Origin of the sequence: Bradyrhizobium sp. Rc3b (genome assembly GCF_900114915.1) — a bacterium.
Lineage (GTDB): Bacteria > Pseudomonadota > Alphaproteobacteria > Rhizobiales > Xanthobacteraceae > Bradyrhizobium.
Genome location: NZ_FOUS01000017.1, coordinates 81,281 through 95,755 on the forward strand (window position 1 = coordinate 81,281; position 14,475 = coordinate 95,755).

The following is a 14,475-nucleotide window of genomic DNA, read 5'->3' on the forward strand; positions in this document are numbered from 1 at the left end:
TCCTGCTAGAGTGCACCAATAATCAAAGAGTGATTCTGGTCACACTTGCTTGGGCGCCCCGATGCTAAAAATCGCACCGGGACGGAGACCTAGCAAAAATTATCGGTCGAATTGAATGAGAACAGTCATGAGAAGCCTGATCGGCGCTGTTGTCGGCGCGTTCTGTACTGCGGCCCCTGCCTTGGCAGAGACGCCGGCCGCGATCGTCGAGGATGTGCAAGGCAAGGTCGATGGCGTCGAGTTCATGGACTATGTCGCCGCGGGCAAGATCATCAAGCTCGGGCCCAAGGCCAGCATTACGCTCAGCTATCTCAAATCCTGCCTGCGCGAGACCATCAGCGAGGGCGTCGTGATGGTCGGCGCCGAGCAGAGCACCGTGCAGCTCGGCGACGTGCAGCGTGCCAAGGTGCCCTGTGACACCAAGGCGGCGCAGCTCTCCGAACGCGAGGCGAACCAGAGTGCGGCGACCACGTTCCGGACCATGCGGTCCGATGCCAAGAGCGCACCGTCCAAGCTGCCGACGATTTACGGCGTCGCGCCCCTGATCCAGGCCAAGAGCGGCAGCACGCTGGTGATCGAGCGCACCGACGGCAAGGAACCCACGATCAGCGTGCCGCTCAAGAACGACATCATGATCCGCGGCAAGTTCTACGACTTTGCCAAGGCCGGGAAGTCGCTGACCCCGGGCGGCAGCTATCTCGCAAGCCTCGGGGCCAAGCGTTACACCTTCCAGGTCGATGCCAGCGCGACCGCCTCGCCAACCCCGATCATCGGCCGCCTGCTGCGGCTCGAATAAGCAGACCTAGCGACCGGGCGATGCGGCGGATCGGGGGACGGGACATCGTTGCGGCGACCCTGATTGCGCTCGTGACGGGCGCGATCTTCACGTCGCCGCCGCTTCAGACCCTGCAAGGCCTTTCGCTCGACATCCTCACGGCGATGCGCGGGAGGCTTCTCGGCGACAGCCGCGACATCGCGACATCGCCGGTCGTCGTCGTGGCGATCGACAGCGAAACCTACGACACGCCACCGTTCAAGGGATCGCCGACGCAGACCTGGACGCGCGAGATCGGCCGGGTGCTCGGCAGCGTCACCGAGGGCGGCGCCAAGGTGATCGGCTTCGACGTCATCTTTCCGAGCTCGATCGAGCAATCGGAGATTCCTTTTGGCGACACCGCCGTTGGCGGCCGCATGAAGGGATTCGATCGGGATTACTTGATCGCGCTCCGGCAAATCTCCGATAGCGGCAAATTGGTGCTCGGCGAAATCCTGAGCAATGACCATCCGGAAGTGCCCTATCGCGCCCAGCAAGTCGCCGTGCGCAACACCGTGCGGGCACTCAATGTCCACACCGACCACGACGACGTCATCCGACGGATGCCGCTGAGCTTTGCCATCGAGGGCCGGCCGGTCCCCGCGATGGCGGTCGAGCTCACTGCGCGCGCGACGGGCGCAAAGCCCGAGATTGCGCCCTCTGGCGCGACCGAATTGTCCGGCTATGCGATCCCAAGTGCCGTGCCGAATACAATGACGCTCAACTTCCGAGGGCTGGGACGCGACATCCCGACCTTCTCCTTCGTCGATCTGCGCGCCTGCGTCGAAAAGGGTGACCGCGACTTTTTTCGCCGCGCTTTCGGCGGCAAGGTCGTGCTGCTCGGTACGGTCCTGAATTTCGAGGACCGCAAGCTCACCTCGATGCGCCTCTCCGGCGGGTATGACGGCACGCCGGCGGCACGATGTGCCCTGCCCGCGCCGGCAAGCACTGTGCAAAAGTCTCGCAGCGACGTCGCCGGTGTGTTCGTGCACGCCACCGCGGTCCGAAATCTGATCGAGCGCGATGCCGTGACCGAGCTCGGCTTCCCAATGCGGACCATTCTCACGATCGCGTTCGCGGCGATCATCGCCTGCGCGGCCTGCCTGCTCGCACCGAGTGGCGCGCTGCTCACGTGGTCCGCTCTCACCCTCGTTTATGCAGCCATAGCCGTCAGCGCGTTCGTCCATGCCTTGGCGCTGCCGCTGACGGAGCCGGCACTCGCGAGCCTTGCTGCGCTCGCGATCATGATCGGCTACCGATTCATGCTGGCCGATCGCGACGAGCGCTTCCTGCGCAAGAGCTTTGCCTTCTACCTCGCGCCCGAGGTCATCGAGACCATGGTCACCTCCGGCAAGATGCCGGCACTCGGCGGCGAGATGCGCAACGTCACCATGTTCTTCTCCGACCTCAGCGGTTTCTCGTCCATTGCCGAGACCATGACGCCGGGAGAACTGGTGACGCTGATGAACGAATATCTGTCCGCCATGACGGATATCATCGAAGGCCATGGCGGTTACGTCGACAAATATATCGGCGATTCCATCGTCGCGATGTTCGGCGCGCCGGCCGACGATCCCGCACACGCCGCCAACGCCGTTCGCGCCGCGCTGAAGTGCCATGAGAAGCTGGCGGAGCTCAATGCGGGCAATCCCGTCTTCGCCGGTCACGGCCTGTCGCATCGCATCGGGCTCAACAGCGGCGAAGCCGTGGTCGGCAATATCGGCTCGCGCCGCCGCTTCAACTACACCGTGATGAGCGACACCGTGAACGTCGCCTCGCGGCTCGAGGGCGCCAACAAATATTACGGTACCGCGATCATGGCCTCGGAGACGACCATGACGCAGAGCGGCGACGCCTTTGCCTGGCGCGAGCTGGATGCGATCAGGGTGCTGGGGCGCGGCGAAGCCATCAGGGTGTTCGAGCCGCTGGCGGAGAAAGGCGCGGAAGGCGCCGAGCAGGCGAAGGTCGCCGCAGCTTATGCTGAAGGACTGGCGCGCTGGCGCGCGCGGGATTTTGCGAAGGCGGCTGATGCCTTCGGGCAGATGGCGGAGACTGATCCGGCGTCAGCGCTGTTTGCGAAGCGCGCGACGGCATTCACCGCGAATCCACCGCCGCCAGATTGGACCCCGGTCAATACGCTGGAAGGGAAGTAGCGACGTCAGCCCAGACGCGCCGCGCCTAAAACGGCAGTCCCACGTAATTCTCCGCGAGCAGGCGCTGCGCCGTCTCGGACGAGAGCAGATAGTCCAATTCCGTCTGCTGAAGCCGGTCCTCGTATTCGAGCCGGTCGGGGAAGCGGTGCAAGAGCATCGTCATCCACCAGGAGAAGCGCTGCGCCTTCCAGATCCGCGCGAGCGCCTTGGCGGAATAGCCGGCAAGCCCGGAATCATCGCCGCGCTGATAATGCGCGAGCAAGGCGTGATAGAGATAGTAGATGTCGGACGCCGCGCTGTTCAGCCCGCGCGCGCCCGTCGGCGGCACGATGTGAGCGGCATCGCCGGCGAGGAACAGGCGGCCATAGCTCATCGGCTCGGCGACGAAGCTGCGCAGCGGCGCGATGCTCTTCTCGATCGACGGCCCCGTGATCAGCTTGCCGGCGACCTCCTCCGGCAAGCGGCGCTTCAGCTCGGCCCAGAACGCATCGTCGCTCCAATCCTCGACCTTATCGGTCAGCGGCACCTGGACGTAGTAGCGGCTCAGCACCTGCGAGCGGAGCGAACAGAGCGCAAAGCCGCGCTCGTGCTTCACATAGATCAGCTCGGGCGACACCGGCTTGGTGCGCGACAGCACCCCGAGCCAGCCGAACGGATAGACCTTCTCATATTCGCGCAGCACATCCTTCGGGATCGACTTGCGGCTGACGCCGTGGAAACCGTCTGCGCCGACGATGTAGTCGCAATCGACGCGGACGGTCTCGCCGTTCGATCGATAGGTCACGTAGGGGCGGTCCGATGTCAGATCATGCGGCGTCACGTCCTGCGCATTGTGCACGACCTTGCCGCCGAGGCGGTCCCGCGCCTCATAGAGATCGCGCGTCAGCTCGGTCTGGCCGTAGACCAGCACCGAACTGCCGCCGGAATGCTTGTGCAGATCGATCTTGGACAGCACGCCGTCATGGGCGATCTCGAAACCGGTGTGGATCTCGCCTTCGCGGTCCATCCGCTCGCCGCACTGCGCCTCGCGCATCAGCTCGGCGAAGCCATGTTCGAGCACGCCGGCGCGGATGCGGGCGAGCACATGGTCGCGGCTGTATTTCTCGAGCACGACCGCGTCGATGCCCTTGAGGTGCAGCAGCTGGGATAACAACAGCCCGGACGGCCCGCCGCCGATGATACAGACCTGAACCTTCATTTTCGCGTCCTCCCGTCGGCACTTTTTTGCAGATTTGGCGGCGCAGACCGATGGAGGGTTTCGCCATTGTCTTGTACTATTCGAACATGAGAAGCGCGCTCCCTGCCCCGACGATCCGGGTCTACAATTTGTTCGGCGAGTCCGGCGATCTGCCCGACGTCGTGCATTGCGAGACCATTGCGTCCCGCTCGGTGCTGCACGACTGGACCCTCGCCGTGCACCGTCATGCCCGGCTGCACCAGGTGCTGCTGATCGAGCGCGGCGGCGGCGAGGCGACGCTCGACGGGCGCGTGGTGCAGCTGAAGCCGATGCAGATCGTCAACGTGCCTGTCGGTCACGTCCACGGCTTCCGCTTCGTGCCGGATACGCAAGGTTGGGTGCTGACCATCGCCGCGGAAATTCTGGACGAGGCGCTGCTTGCCGCCGAGGGTCTGCGCGGTGCACTGGCCCGCTCAGCCGTGGTGCGCGGAACGCCGCAGATCCGCACCACCATGAAGCAGATCTTCGCCGAACACGCCGCGCGCGATTTCGGCCGCGCACATGTGCTGCGGGCGTTGTCGTCGGCCATGATCGGGCTGGTGGCCCGCGCGCTGACCAGCGAGAGCGGCGGCAACGGCACGGTCGAATCCAGCCTGTTCCGCCGTTTCGAGGCGCTGCTGGAGCAGCATCACCTGGAACGCTGGAGCGTCGCGGACTATGCCGAGGCGCTGGCGGTGACGCCGACACATCTCAACCGGATCACACGGGCGGCAACCGGTGATACCGCCTCGCACCTCATCCTCAACCGGCTGATCCGCGAGGCGCGGCGCAACCTCGTCTACACCAATTTGCCGATCTCGACGATTGCCTACACGCTCGGCTTCGAGGATCCCGCCTATTTCAGCCGGGTCTATGCCGCAGCCACGGGAGTGTCGCCGCGCGCCTTCCGCGCGCAGCTGCATGGCGATGAAGGTTGACACGTCGGACGAAAGACCGAGCGCGCCCATGGATGAAGGCGACATTGCCGCAATGGCCGCCTTTGCTGCCGGTGCAGCCACTTACCTTCGTATATCGGGTCCTATCCTTTGCATAGAAGCCCCTTACCTCAGTACAATTGAGCAGGGCCTGCTCGCGCCTTAGCGTGGCTGCATTCGGCGCCCTGGCGCTGGTGGCATGGAACCTCCCTTACCTTGGCGCAAGACGGCCACCCCTGTCCGGTCGTCTGCGCCGCTTTTTCAGCAAGCCATCGGCGCCTTCAGTATTTTCCGGCCGACATACCGTACCCCGACAGCTGATCGGCCAGCTTTCGTGTGGACTGGAGATTTGAGCACAATGTCTTCGATTGAGAAGATCGCACTCTTTATCGATGGCTCCAATCTCCATGCCACCTCCAAGGCGCTCGGCTTCGACATCGATTACAGGCGTCTGCTCGGCGAATTCCAAAGCCGGGGTGTGCTGTTGCGGGCCTTCTACTACACGACCCTCATCGAGAATCAGGAATATTCGTCGATCCGCCCGTTGATCGATTGGCTCGACTATAACGGATACACCGTCGTCACCAAGCTCACCAAGGAGTTCGTCGACGCCACCACGGGCCGCCGCAAGGTGAAGGGCAGCATGGATGTCGATCTCGCCGTAAGTGCGATGGAGCTCGCCAAGCACGTCGATCAGATCGTGCTGTTCTCGGGCGACGGGGATTTTCGTTCGCTGGTGGAAGCCCTGCAACGCCGCGGCGTCCGCGTGACGGTCGTCTCCACACTCTCCACTCAGCCACCCATGGTCGCCGACGACCTGCGCCGGCAGGCCGATGTATTCATTGACCTGGCAGAACTGAGACAAAAAGTGGGGCGCGATCCGGTCGACCGGCCGGGATCGCGCGAAATGCGTCAGTCGCCGCAATTCCTCGCCCGCGGAGCGATCAATCGCGGCGATCCGGTGGAGTGATCCTGCCGGACGGCGGCCAGATCCTCACACATCGAAGAACACCGTCTCCTCCGGCCCCTGCAGATGGATCGTGAAGGAATACACGACCTTGCCGCCGCGCTCGCTGCGCTTGGCGACCAGCGTCGAGCGCCGGGACGGCTGTTCGATCAGGTTGAGCACGGGGTCGGCGGCGTTGGCGGTCTCTTCGTCCGAGAAATAGAGCCGCGTGTTGAGGCCGATGTTGATGCCGCGCGCGACGATCCAGACATTGATGTGCGGCGCGCATGTCCGGCCCGCCTTGTCGACGATTGCGCCCGGCTTGATGGTCTCGAAGGTCACGAGGCCGCTCTCGAAGTCCGAGCCGGCGCGGCCCCAGCCGCGAAACTCCTGCTCCAGCGCGCCGGCCGACCGATCGGCCGGATGGTTGTAGCGGCCGCTCGCATTGGCCTGCCAGATCTCCAGCAGCACGTCGCGCAGCGGCGTACCGGTGCCGTCGAGCACCTTGCCTTCCAGCGTGATGCGCTCGCCCTCTGTATTCGGCGTTGTCAGGACATTCGAGAAGTTCTTCTCGAAGATGTCGAAGCCGGCCATCGCCGGGATCAAGCCGATATGGACGTAGGGCCCGGCCGTCTGCGAGGCGGTTTCCTTGAGATAGTTGAGCGGCTGCGGCATGGCTCAGTTCCCCGCGGTGCGGTTTTCAAAATAGGTGGAGCGCTGGCCGCGCAGGACGATGTCGAAGCGGTAGGCCAGCGAGTCGAACGGCGCCGAGGCGTTGAGGTCGAGCGGCGCCACGAGGCGGTCGAGCGCATCCTGGTCCGGAATCGTCGTCAGGATCGGACAGACCGGGATCAGCGGATCGCCCTCGAAATACATCTGCGTGATCAGCCGCTGCGCAAAGCCCGAACCGAACACCGAGAAATGGATGTGGGCGGGACGCCAGCTGTTGACGTAGTTGCGCCAGGGATAGGGCCCCGGCTTCACGGTGCGGAAATAATAGTAACCGGTGTCGTCGGTCAGCGCGCGCCCGCAGCCGCCGAAATTCGGGTCGACCGGCGCCAGATAGGTGTCCTTCTTGTGCCGGTAGCGGCCGCCGGCGTTGGCCTGCCAGAACTCGACCAGGGTGTTCGGAACGCCGCGGCCGGTCTCGTCCAGCACGCGGCCGTGGACGATGATGCGCTCGCCGACGGGATCGCCGTCCTTGGCGTAGTTACGGATCAGATCATTGTCGAGCGGACCGAGATCGTTGTGGCCGAACACCGGCCCCGTGATCTCCGAGACCGAGCCCTCCAGCGACAGCAGCGACTGCCGCGGCGAGCGAAGGACCGAGGATTTGTAACCGGGCGCATGCGCGGGCGGATGGATCGAACGATCGCGCTGGAAGAAGCCGCCATCACCAAGCGGCGGCGTCAGGGGCTCGGGGCGATTGAGGCGGGGATCCCGCAAGGCTGGCGCCTGGGCATTCATCGTGTCTCTCCCTGGGGCGCCCGGGTCCGGACGCGCGGCTTATCGGGAGATCATGAGCCGGTCTATTCCTCAGATAAATAGATTGATTATAATATATTGCATGAAAGAAATCGATCATTTGGCCCTCGACGGCCACGCCCTCGAGCTGTTCCTTGCGGTGCTGGAGGAAGGCTCGGTCACGGCTGCCGCCACACGGCTCGGCCTGACGCAATCCGCCGTCAGCCACGCCCTGAACAAGCTGCGGCGGATCGCGGGCGATCCCCTGTTCGCCAAGTCCGGCCGCGGCATCGTCGCAACCGCGCACGCGCAAGCGTTGGCCGCAAAGGCGCGCGCACTGATCGACGAGATGCGAAGCTTTGCCGGCGGCGTCAGCTTCGAGCCGCCGCGCGCGCAGCTTTCGTTGACGATCGCGGCCAATGACTTCCAGCGCGATCTGCTGCTGCCCCGATTCTTCGATCATGTCGCCGGCCAGGTGAAGAGCCTGAATTTGCGCGTGATCCCCTCGCAGTCGCCCTCCCCCGCGATGCTGCGTGAGAACCGCTGCGATCTCCTGATCACGCCGCTGCCGCCGTCCGGCATCGACATCGTGCAGAAGCGCCTGCTGAGGGATCATTACGTCTGTTATTTCGATGCCAAGGCGCGTACTGCGCCGGCCAGCCGCAGCACCTATCTCGCCGCGCGCCACATCACCGTCGTCTATACCGACAATGAGAGGCTCGATTTCGACCGCCGGTTGGCGGCCAACGGTCTTCACCGCGACATCGCGATCTCGGTGCCGAGCTTTTCCGGCGTGCCGTCCTTCCTGCGCGGCTCGCAGATGCTGGCGAGCATGCCGAGCCTGCTCGCATCCGGCGTGATGCGCGGCTTCGCGCAAACGCGGATTCCGCTGGCGTCCCGCACGCGGACGCTGGCCGAGCTGCCGATGTTCATGGTCTGGCACCAGCGCTATCAGAAAGATCCGGCTCATCGTTGGGTCAGGAGCCAGCTCGAGACGGTCGCAGCGACGGCCGCCAAGGCTTGAAGGCCTGATCGCCGATACCGCCTTTCGGAAGACCACCCCTCGCCAAACCCACTGGTTGCGCGCGGGCCGCCGCGCTAAAATCCCCCCATGACAGTGACCGATATTGCGAGCCGGACCTACAATCACAGCTGGCGGCTGGACCCCATCATCCGCAGCCTGCTTGATACCGACTTCTACAAGCTATTGATGTTGCAAATGATTCGGGAAGACTACCCGGATCAGCAGGTGACCTTCTCGGTCATCAACCGCTCGCGCCATGTGCGGCTTGCCGAGATCATCGACGAAGGCGAGCTGCGCGCCCAGCTCGACCATGCCCGCACCATCCGCTTCACCAAGAAGGAGCTGATCTGGCTGGCTGGTAACACCTTCTACGGCAAGACCCACATGTTCTCGGCGGACTTCATCCGCTGGCTGGCCGAATTCCGCCTCCCCGAGTATGAGCTGCGCAAGGTCGAGGGCCAGTACGAATTGCATTTCCACGGACCGTGGACCCACACCACGATGTGGGAGATCCCGGCGCTCGCGATCCTCAACGAGCTGCGCTCGCGCGCGGCGACGAAGGGCCGCGGCCGCTTCGAGCTGGACGTGCTCTATGCCCGCGCCAAGGCCAAGCTGTGGACCAAGGTGGAGCGGCTGCGCAAGCTGGAGAATCTGCGCCTGTCCGACTTCGGCACACGTCGGCGTCACGGCTTCCTCTGGCAGCGCTGGTGTGTGGAGGCGGTGAAGGAAGGCCTGGGTCCGTCCTTCATCGGCACCTCCAACGTGCTGCTCGCGATGGACAACGATCTCGAAGCCATCGGCACCAACGCGCATGAGCTGCCGATGGTCGCCGCGGCACTCGCCAGGGACGACGAGGAGTTGCGCTGGGCGCCCTATCGCATTCTCGACCAGTGGCGCCAGACTTACGGCGGCAATTTGCTGATCGCGCTGCCCGACGCCTTCGGCACCAAGGCCTTCCTGCGCGATGCGCCGGAATGGGTCGCGGACTGGACCGGCTTCCGCCCCGACAGCGCGCCGCCGATCCAGGCCGGCGAGGAGATCGTCGCCTGGTGGGAAAGGAAGGGGCGCAATCCCAAGGACAAGCTGCTCGTCTTTTCGGATGCCATGGATGTCGGCTCGATCGAGGAGACCTATCACCACTTCGCCGGCCGGGTGCGGCTCTCCTTCGGCTGGGGCACCAACCTCACCAACGACTTCGTCGGCTGCCCGCCGGACGGCTCGTTCAATCTCGATCCGATCTCGCTGGTCTGCAAGGTGTCGTCGGTCGATGGCCATCCGGCCGTCAAGCTCTCCGACAATCCGGAGAAGGCGACCGGCATGCCCTCGGAGATCGAGCGGTATCTGCGCGTGTTCGGCGACGCCGGCCGCGTCCGCAAGCCGGTGCTGGTCTAACGGCACCGACGAAACTCTCTCGATCGGGTAAACCGCGCACGACGAATGCGAGGCATTCGTTCGTCGATGCGGCGCCTTGTCCTATTTACCGGCATTTGAAGCGATCTGCGCATATCGGCTTCACAGCGCTTTCACCCTGCGATGCAGTCTCCCGCGCCTTTCAGGCCGAGTTAAGCAACCATATCCTCTACTTGGCGTTGCAGGCGCAGCGCTCCGCTGGGGGTCATTGCGCGATTTGGGGAACGCAGGGTGTTTCGCAGAACAGCGACGTCGACGAAGGGACACAGCTTCCTTCATGTCATCAAGCTCGTATCGCCTTTCGTGATGGTCGTCGTGCTCCAGGCGGCGATCGCGGGATTCAGTCTCGAGGTGATGTCGTCGGTCCGCGCCTATGTCGCGGGCGAAGCGATGTGGTCGCGCTCGCAGAAGAACGCCGTCTATTTCCTCAATCTCTACTTGCATTCGGGCGATGCCAGCCAGTTCACGCAATACCAGGCCTCGCTTGCCGTTCCCATCGGTGACGAGTTCGCGCGCTGGGCACTCGAGCGTGATCCGGTCGACGTCGAGGCCGCCCGCATCGGCTTCCTGCAAGGCGGCAACCATCCCGACGACGTGCCGGGACTGATCTGGCTGTTTCGCTACTTCAACCGCGTCAGCTTCCTTCAGGACGCGATCCGCGAGTGGGCTGCCACCGATCCGATGCTGCTGGAGCTGAGCGTGTTCGGCGAGGTCATCCGGTCCGAGCTCGCGAAGGGACCCATTCAGGACACGAACCGCCTGCAAGTCCTGTCATCGCGGCTCTCCGAGCTCAACGCCCAATTCACGGTGCATGCCAAACGGTTCTCCACGGTGCTCGGCGAAGGCTCCCGCGCCATCAAGCTGGCACTGACCGGCATCAATATCGTCACCGCCGCGGCGCTGATCCTGCTCCTGATCTGGCACACCAGGCGCTTGGTGCTGCAGCGGCAGGCCTTCGAAGATGCCTTGCATGCCGAGAAGGAACGCTTGGGGTGGCAGGCATCGCACGACTGGCTGACCGGCCTGTCCAACCGCCGCGCCTTCGAGGCGCGCCTGCAAAGCGAGCTGGACGTTGCCGCGGCGGGTTCGCTGGGCCTGATCCTGCTCGACCTCGACCAGTTCAAGAACGTCAACGACAGCTGCGGGCACCTTGCCGGCGACAGCCTGCTCTGCCAGGTCTCCCGCCTCCTGCAACAGGACCGGCATCCGCGTGACCTGGTGGCCCGGCTGGGCGGCGACGAATTCGGCCTGATCCTGCCGCAGTGCTCGCCTGCGAACGCGGTCGACATCGCCGAACGGCTGCGGCGATCGCTCGAGCTGTTCAATTTCGCCTGGGACCATCGCTGCTTTGCGGTGACCGCCAGCGTCGGCGTCGCCTGCATCGCGGATCGAAACATCACGCTCGAGGATGCAATGCGGCGCGCCGATGCGGCCTGCTACCGCGCCAAAGTAAAGGGACGCAACCGCGTTCAGGTCGATGGCGGGCGACCGGACGTCGTCGTGGTCGCGCCTTGGCACCGCGAAGCCGCCGCCGCGCAAGGCTGATTGCCGCCCGCGCATCATTTCAATTCGACGGTCGGCCGACATTGCGATCGGGTTGAGTTCGCCTCAGACCGACCCGATGACGTCTCGGTCCACTCTGGCGCGCCGGACAGTGCAGTGATACGGCGCAGTTGTGACGTCGCGGCCACATGGCTTTGAAAAAGCGGCGCTCTTCGCATTCGCACACATCACATTGCGCGCCGGGCCACGATGGCCGGCGCCTCCTTCTCTAAGCATGGCACTGCCCGATATTTGCGGCGCGATTCCACGGGTTGCGCCGCAGGAGGAGTTTGGAAGTGCCTTGGAATCGTTTGCTAACCCCGCGCAATATCGTCCGCTCGAACACGCCCCGGCGGCGCATGCTACTTCTGAGCACCGCGATCGGCGCCCTCGCCGCAAGCGGTTCGCTACCGTGGTTCATCACGCCGGCGCAAGCGGTGTGTGTGGTGACCGGAGCCGGCACGCTGACGACGCTTCAATCGGGTGATTCGATCACCTGCGTCGGGAATAACACCCAGATCAAGACATTCCCCGTGGTCAACGGCGTCACCATCAACATCGGCGACGGCACCACCGCGACCTCAGTGAATGACCCCACTTTTGCGGGCATTGTGCTTCAAACAGCATCCAACAGCTCGATCAGGATCTTCAACAACGCATCGGTCGCGCCAGCCAACAGCGACGGCATCATCGTGTCAGGCGGAGGCAACAATACAATTACCGTGGATGGGGGTGCCGCAACCGGGTCACCGGCCCTCGGCTCGACGGGGCTTGGTCTGTCCGGTTCGAGCAACAACACCATCGTGATCGGAGGTACGGTTGGAAGCGGCGCTGCCGGAACCTCTGGCATCGGCATCTTCGCCGGCTCCGCGAGCAACCAAGTGAATGTCCTGTCGAGCGGCCTCGTCCAGGGCAACGGCCCGGCGGCCATCGAGCTCAACGGCGCGGCAGACGGCAACACCATCAACAACGCCGGCACGATATCGAATGCCTCGGGCACCGCAATCTTCGGCTCTAACAGTCAGGACACCGTCATCAACGCCGGCACGATCATCAACAACATTGTCAGCACGGCTGTCGACCTCAAGGGCGGCAACGACGTCTTCGAGCTCCGCGCGGGATCGAACATCACGGGCTGGGTCGTGGGTGGTAGCGGAATGGACACGTTGCGCCTGGGCGGAACCGCCAACGCGGCGTTCGACCTCGGCACATTCGGTGCGGCCGGCCAGTTCAAGGACTTCGAGATGCTGGAAAAGACCGGCAGTTCGACCTGGACGCTGACGGGCACCACGATGGACGCGGCCGCCATGAACGTCCAGGCCGGCACCCTCATTGTCAACGGCACGATGGCCAACATCGGGACTGTGGTGAGCGGCGGCACGCTCAGTGGCAGCGGCATGATCGGATCGCTCACGGTGCTGTCCGGCGGCAGGGTCGCGCCCGGAAATCTCGGTCAACTCGTCGTCAACAGCAATGCGGCGTTCCAGTCAGGGTCAACCTACGCAATCTCGGTCAACGCGGCCGGACAATCAGACAAGATTGCCGCCGTGAGCGCGACGCTGACCGGCGGCACCGTCGCCGTTAACACGATTGCCGGCGCCTACAATCCCTCGACGCAGTACACCATCCTCAGCACGACGGCTGGCCTCACCGGTAGTTTCTCTGGCGTGACTGTCAGCGGATACAATCCGCAGCTGTTCGCGTCCTCCCTCAGCTATGACGGATTCAGCGTCTTCCTGACGCTCAACTACAACAATGCCGCTTTCCTCTCGATCGCCCAGACGCAGAACCAGAAGGAAGTGGCCGGCGCGCTGAGCGCATTCGGCCCGAACCTGCCCTTCCTGTCGTCTTTCGCGGGCCAGAGCGACGCGCAGCTCCGCTACAGCCTGGATCAGCTTTCAGGAGAAGCGACGACCGGGGCCCAGCAGGGCGCTTTCCAGTTCACGAGTCAGTTCCTCGGCCTCATGCTCGATCCATTCGTCAGCGGACGCAGGGGCGTGAACGTCGGCACCGGCGACGCCGCACTCGGCTTCAACACCGATCGCGCCGCGATGCCGGACGATGCCGCCCTCGCCTACAACAAGATATTGGGCGCGCCGACGGCAAAGGCGCCGACCTTTGCCGAGCGCTGGACCGCCTGGGGCGCGGCGTTCGGCGGCACCAACCAGACCGGCGGCGATCCGATCGTGATCGGCAGCCACGACCTCGGCGCGCGCGCAGGCGGCGTCGCGGCCGGTGCGGACTATCATTTCAGCCGCGACGCGATCGTCGGCTTTGCGCTCTCCGGCGGCGGCACCAGATGGGATCTCGCGCAGGCGCTCGGCGGCGGCAAGAGCGAGGCGATCCAGGCCGGCGTCTACACCGTGGTCCGCAACGGGCCTGCCTATTTCGCCGCCTCGCTCGCCGTGGCCAATCACTGGATGTCGACGGACCGCCTGGCGCCGTTCAGCAACCAGCTGACCGCGAAGTTCGATGCGCAGACCGTCGGCGGCCGCATCGAGGGTGGCTATCGCTTCGCGACGCCGATCGGCGGCTTGACGCCATATGCGGCAGCACAGGTGCAGGCGTTTCGCACGCCGACTTATACCGAGACCGATTTGGCCGGCAGCGGCTTCGGCCTGACCTATCGGGGGCGTACGGCCTCCGACACGCGCAGCGAACTCGGCGCGCGCTTCGATCGCGCCACACTGGTCGCACCGAACGCGGTCCTGACGTTGCGCGGCCGCGCGGCCTGGGCCCATGATTGGGTGAGCGATCCGACGCTCGTCGCCGCATTCCAGGCGCTGCCCGGCGCGAGCTTCATCGTGCAAGGCGCGACGCCGGCAAAGGACCCCGCGCTTGCATCGGCCGGGGCCGAGCTGAAGTTTTCGAACGGTGTTGCGTTGTCGGCCAAGTTCGACGGCGAGTTCGCGGCCCGCAGCACCACCTATTCCGGCACCGCGAGCCTGCGATACGCCTGGTAGCACCGGCG

The 14,475-nt window shown here is 64.5% G+C and carries 11 protein-coding genes; 8 read left to right on the top strand and 3 right to left on the bottom strand.

Translation table 11 applies throughout. The annotated features are described in order from the left end of the window. The first annotated feature begins 127 nt into the window (after positions 1-127). Positions 128-796, top strand: a complete 669-nt coding sequence (locus BM190_RS32390; RefSeq protein WP_177237423.1) for a hypothetical protein — start codon at positions 128-130, stop codon at positions 794-796. Between the two features lie 20 nt (positions 797-816). Next, positions 817-2,967 (top strand): adenylate/guanylate cyclase domain-containing protein, encoded by a 2,151-nt coding sequence (locus BM190_RS32395; protein ID WP_092261684.1) that lies wholly within the window; start codon positions 817-819, stop codon positions 2,965-2,967. A 25-nt stretch (positions 2,968-2,992) separates the two neighbouring features. On the opposite strand, the gene pobA is transcribed toward BM190_RS32395, so the two are convergent. Then, a complete protein-coding gene (gene pobA, locus BM190_RS32400; RefSeq protein WP_018317038.1) occupies positions 2,993-4,165 on the bottom strand; it encodes a 4-hydroxybenzoate 3-monooxygenase in 1,173 nt (390 codons plus the stop codon). Between the two features lie 50 nt (positions 4,166-4,215). On the opposite strand from pobA, the gene BM190_RS32405 reads away from it, so the two are divergent. Both BM190_RS32405 and BM190_RS32410 read left to right on the top strand, forming a co-directional pair. Further along, entirely contained in the window at positions 4,216-5,121 is a 906-nt protein-coding gene (locus tag BM190_RS32405) for a helix-turn-helix domain-containing protein (RefSeq protein WP_092261685.1), read from the top strand. Between the two features lie 355 nt (positions 5,122-5,476). Then, entirely contained in the window at positions 5,477-6,088 is a 612-nt protein-coding gene (locus tag BM190_RS32410) for a LabA-like NYN domain-containing protein (protein WP_018317036.1), read from the top strand. Between the two features lie 24 nt (positions 6,089-6,112). Here BM190_RS32410 and pcaG read toward each other — a convergent pair whose 3' ends face one another. Both pcaG and pcaH read right to left on the bottom strand, forming a co-directional pair. Next, the gene (gene pcaG, locus BM190_RS32415) at positions 6,113-6,739 is read right to left on the bottom strand and encodes a protocatechuate 3,4-dioxygenase subunit alpha (RefSeq protein WP_092261686.1); all 627 of its coding nucleotides are present in this window, start codon (positions 6,737-6,739) and stop codon (positions 6,113-6,115) included. Between the two features lie 3 nt (positions 6,740-6,742). Further along, positions 6,743-7,531 carry a protocatechuate 3,4-dioxygenase subunit beta gene (gene pcaH / locus BM190_RS32420; protein WP_018317034.1) on the bottom strand — a complete coding sequence of 263 codons (789 nt, stop codon included), beginning with the start codon at positions 7,529-7,531 and terminating at the stop codon, positions 6,743-6,745. A gap of 100 nt (positions 7,532-7,631) precedes the next feature. Between pcaH and BM190_RS32425 the strand changes: the two genes are divergently transcribed. The 4 genes from BM190_RS32425 to BM190_RS32440 all read left to right on the top strand — a co-directional run bounded on the left by BM190_RS32425 (position 7,632) and on the right by BM190_RS32440 (position 14,467). After that, positions 7,632-8,552, top strand: a complete 921-nt coding sequence (locus tag BM190_RS32425) for a LysR family transcriptional regulator (RefSeq protein WP_018317033.1) — start codon at positions 7,632-7,634, stop codon at positions 8,550-8,552. 87 nt (positions 8,553-8,639) lie between these two features. Next, positions 8,640-9,944, top strand: coding sequence for a nicotinate phosphoribosyltransferase (gene pncB, locus BM190_RS32430; protein WP_018317032.1), 1,305 nt, complete (start codon positions 8,640-8,642; stop codon positions 9,942-9,944). Between the two features lie 249 nt (positions 9,945-10,193). Next, positions 10,194-11,507: a GGDEF domain-containing protein gene (locus BM190_RS32435; protein ID WP_092261688.1), complete on the top strand. Its 1,314-nt coding sequence runs from the start codon at positions 10,194-10,196 to the stop codon at positions 11,505-11,507. Between the two features lie 356 nt (positions 11,508-11,863). Next, the gene (locus tag BM190_RS32440) at positions 11,864-14,467 is read left to right on the top strand and encodes an autotransporter outer membrane beta-barrel domain-containing protein (RefSeq protein WP_092261689.1); all 2,604 of its coding nucleotides are present in this window, start codon (positions 11,864-11,866) and stop codon (positions 14,465-14,467) included. Positions 14,468-14,475 lie beyond the last annotated feature (8 nt).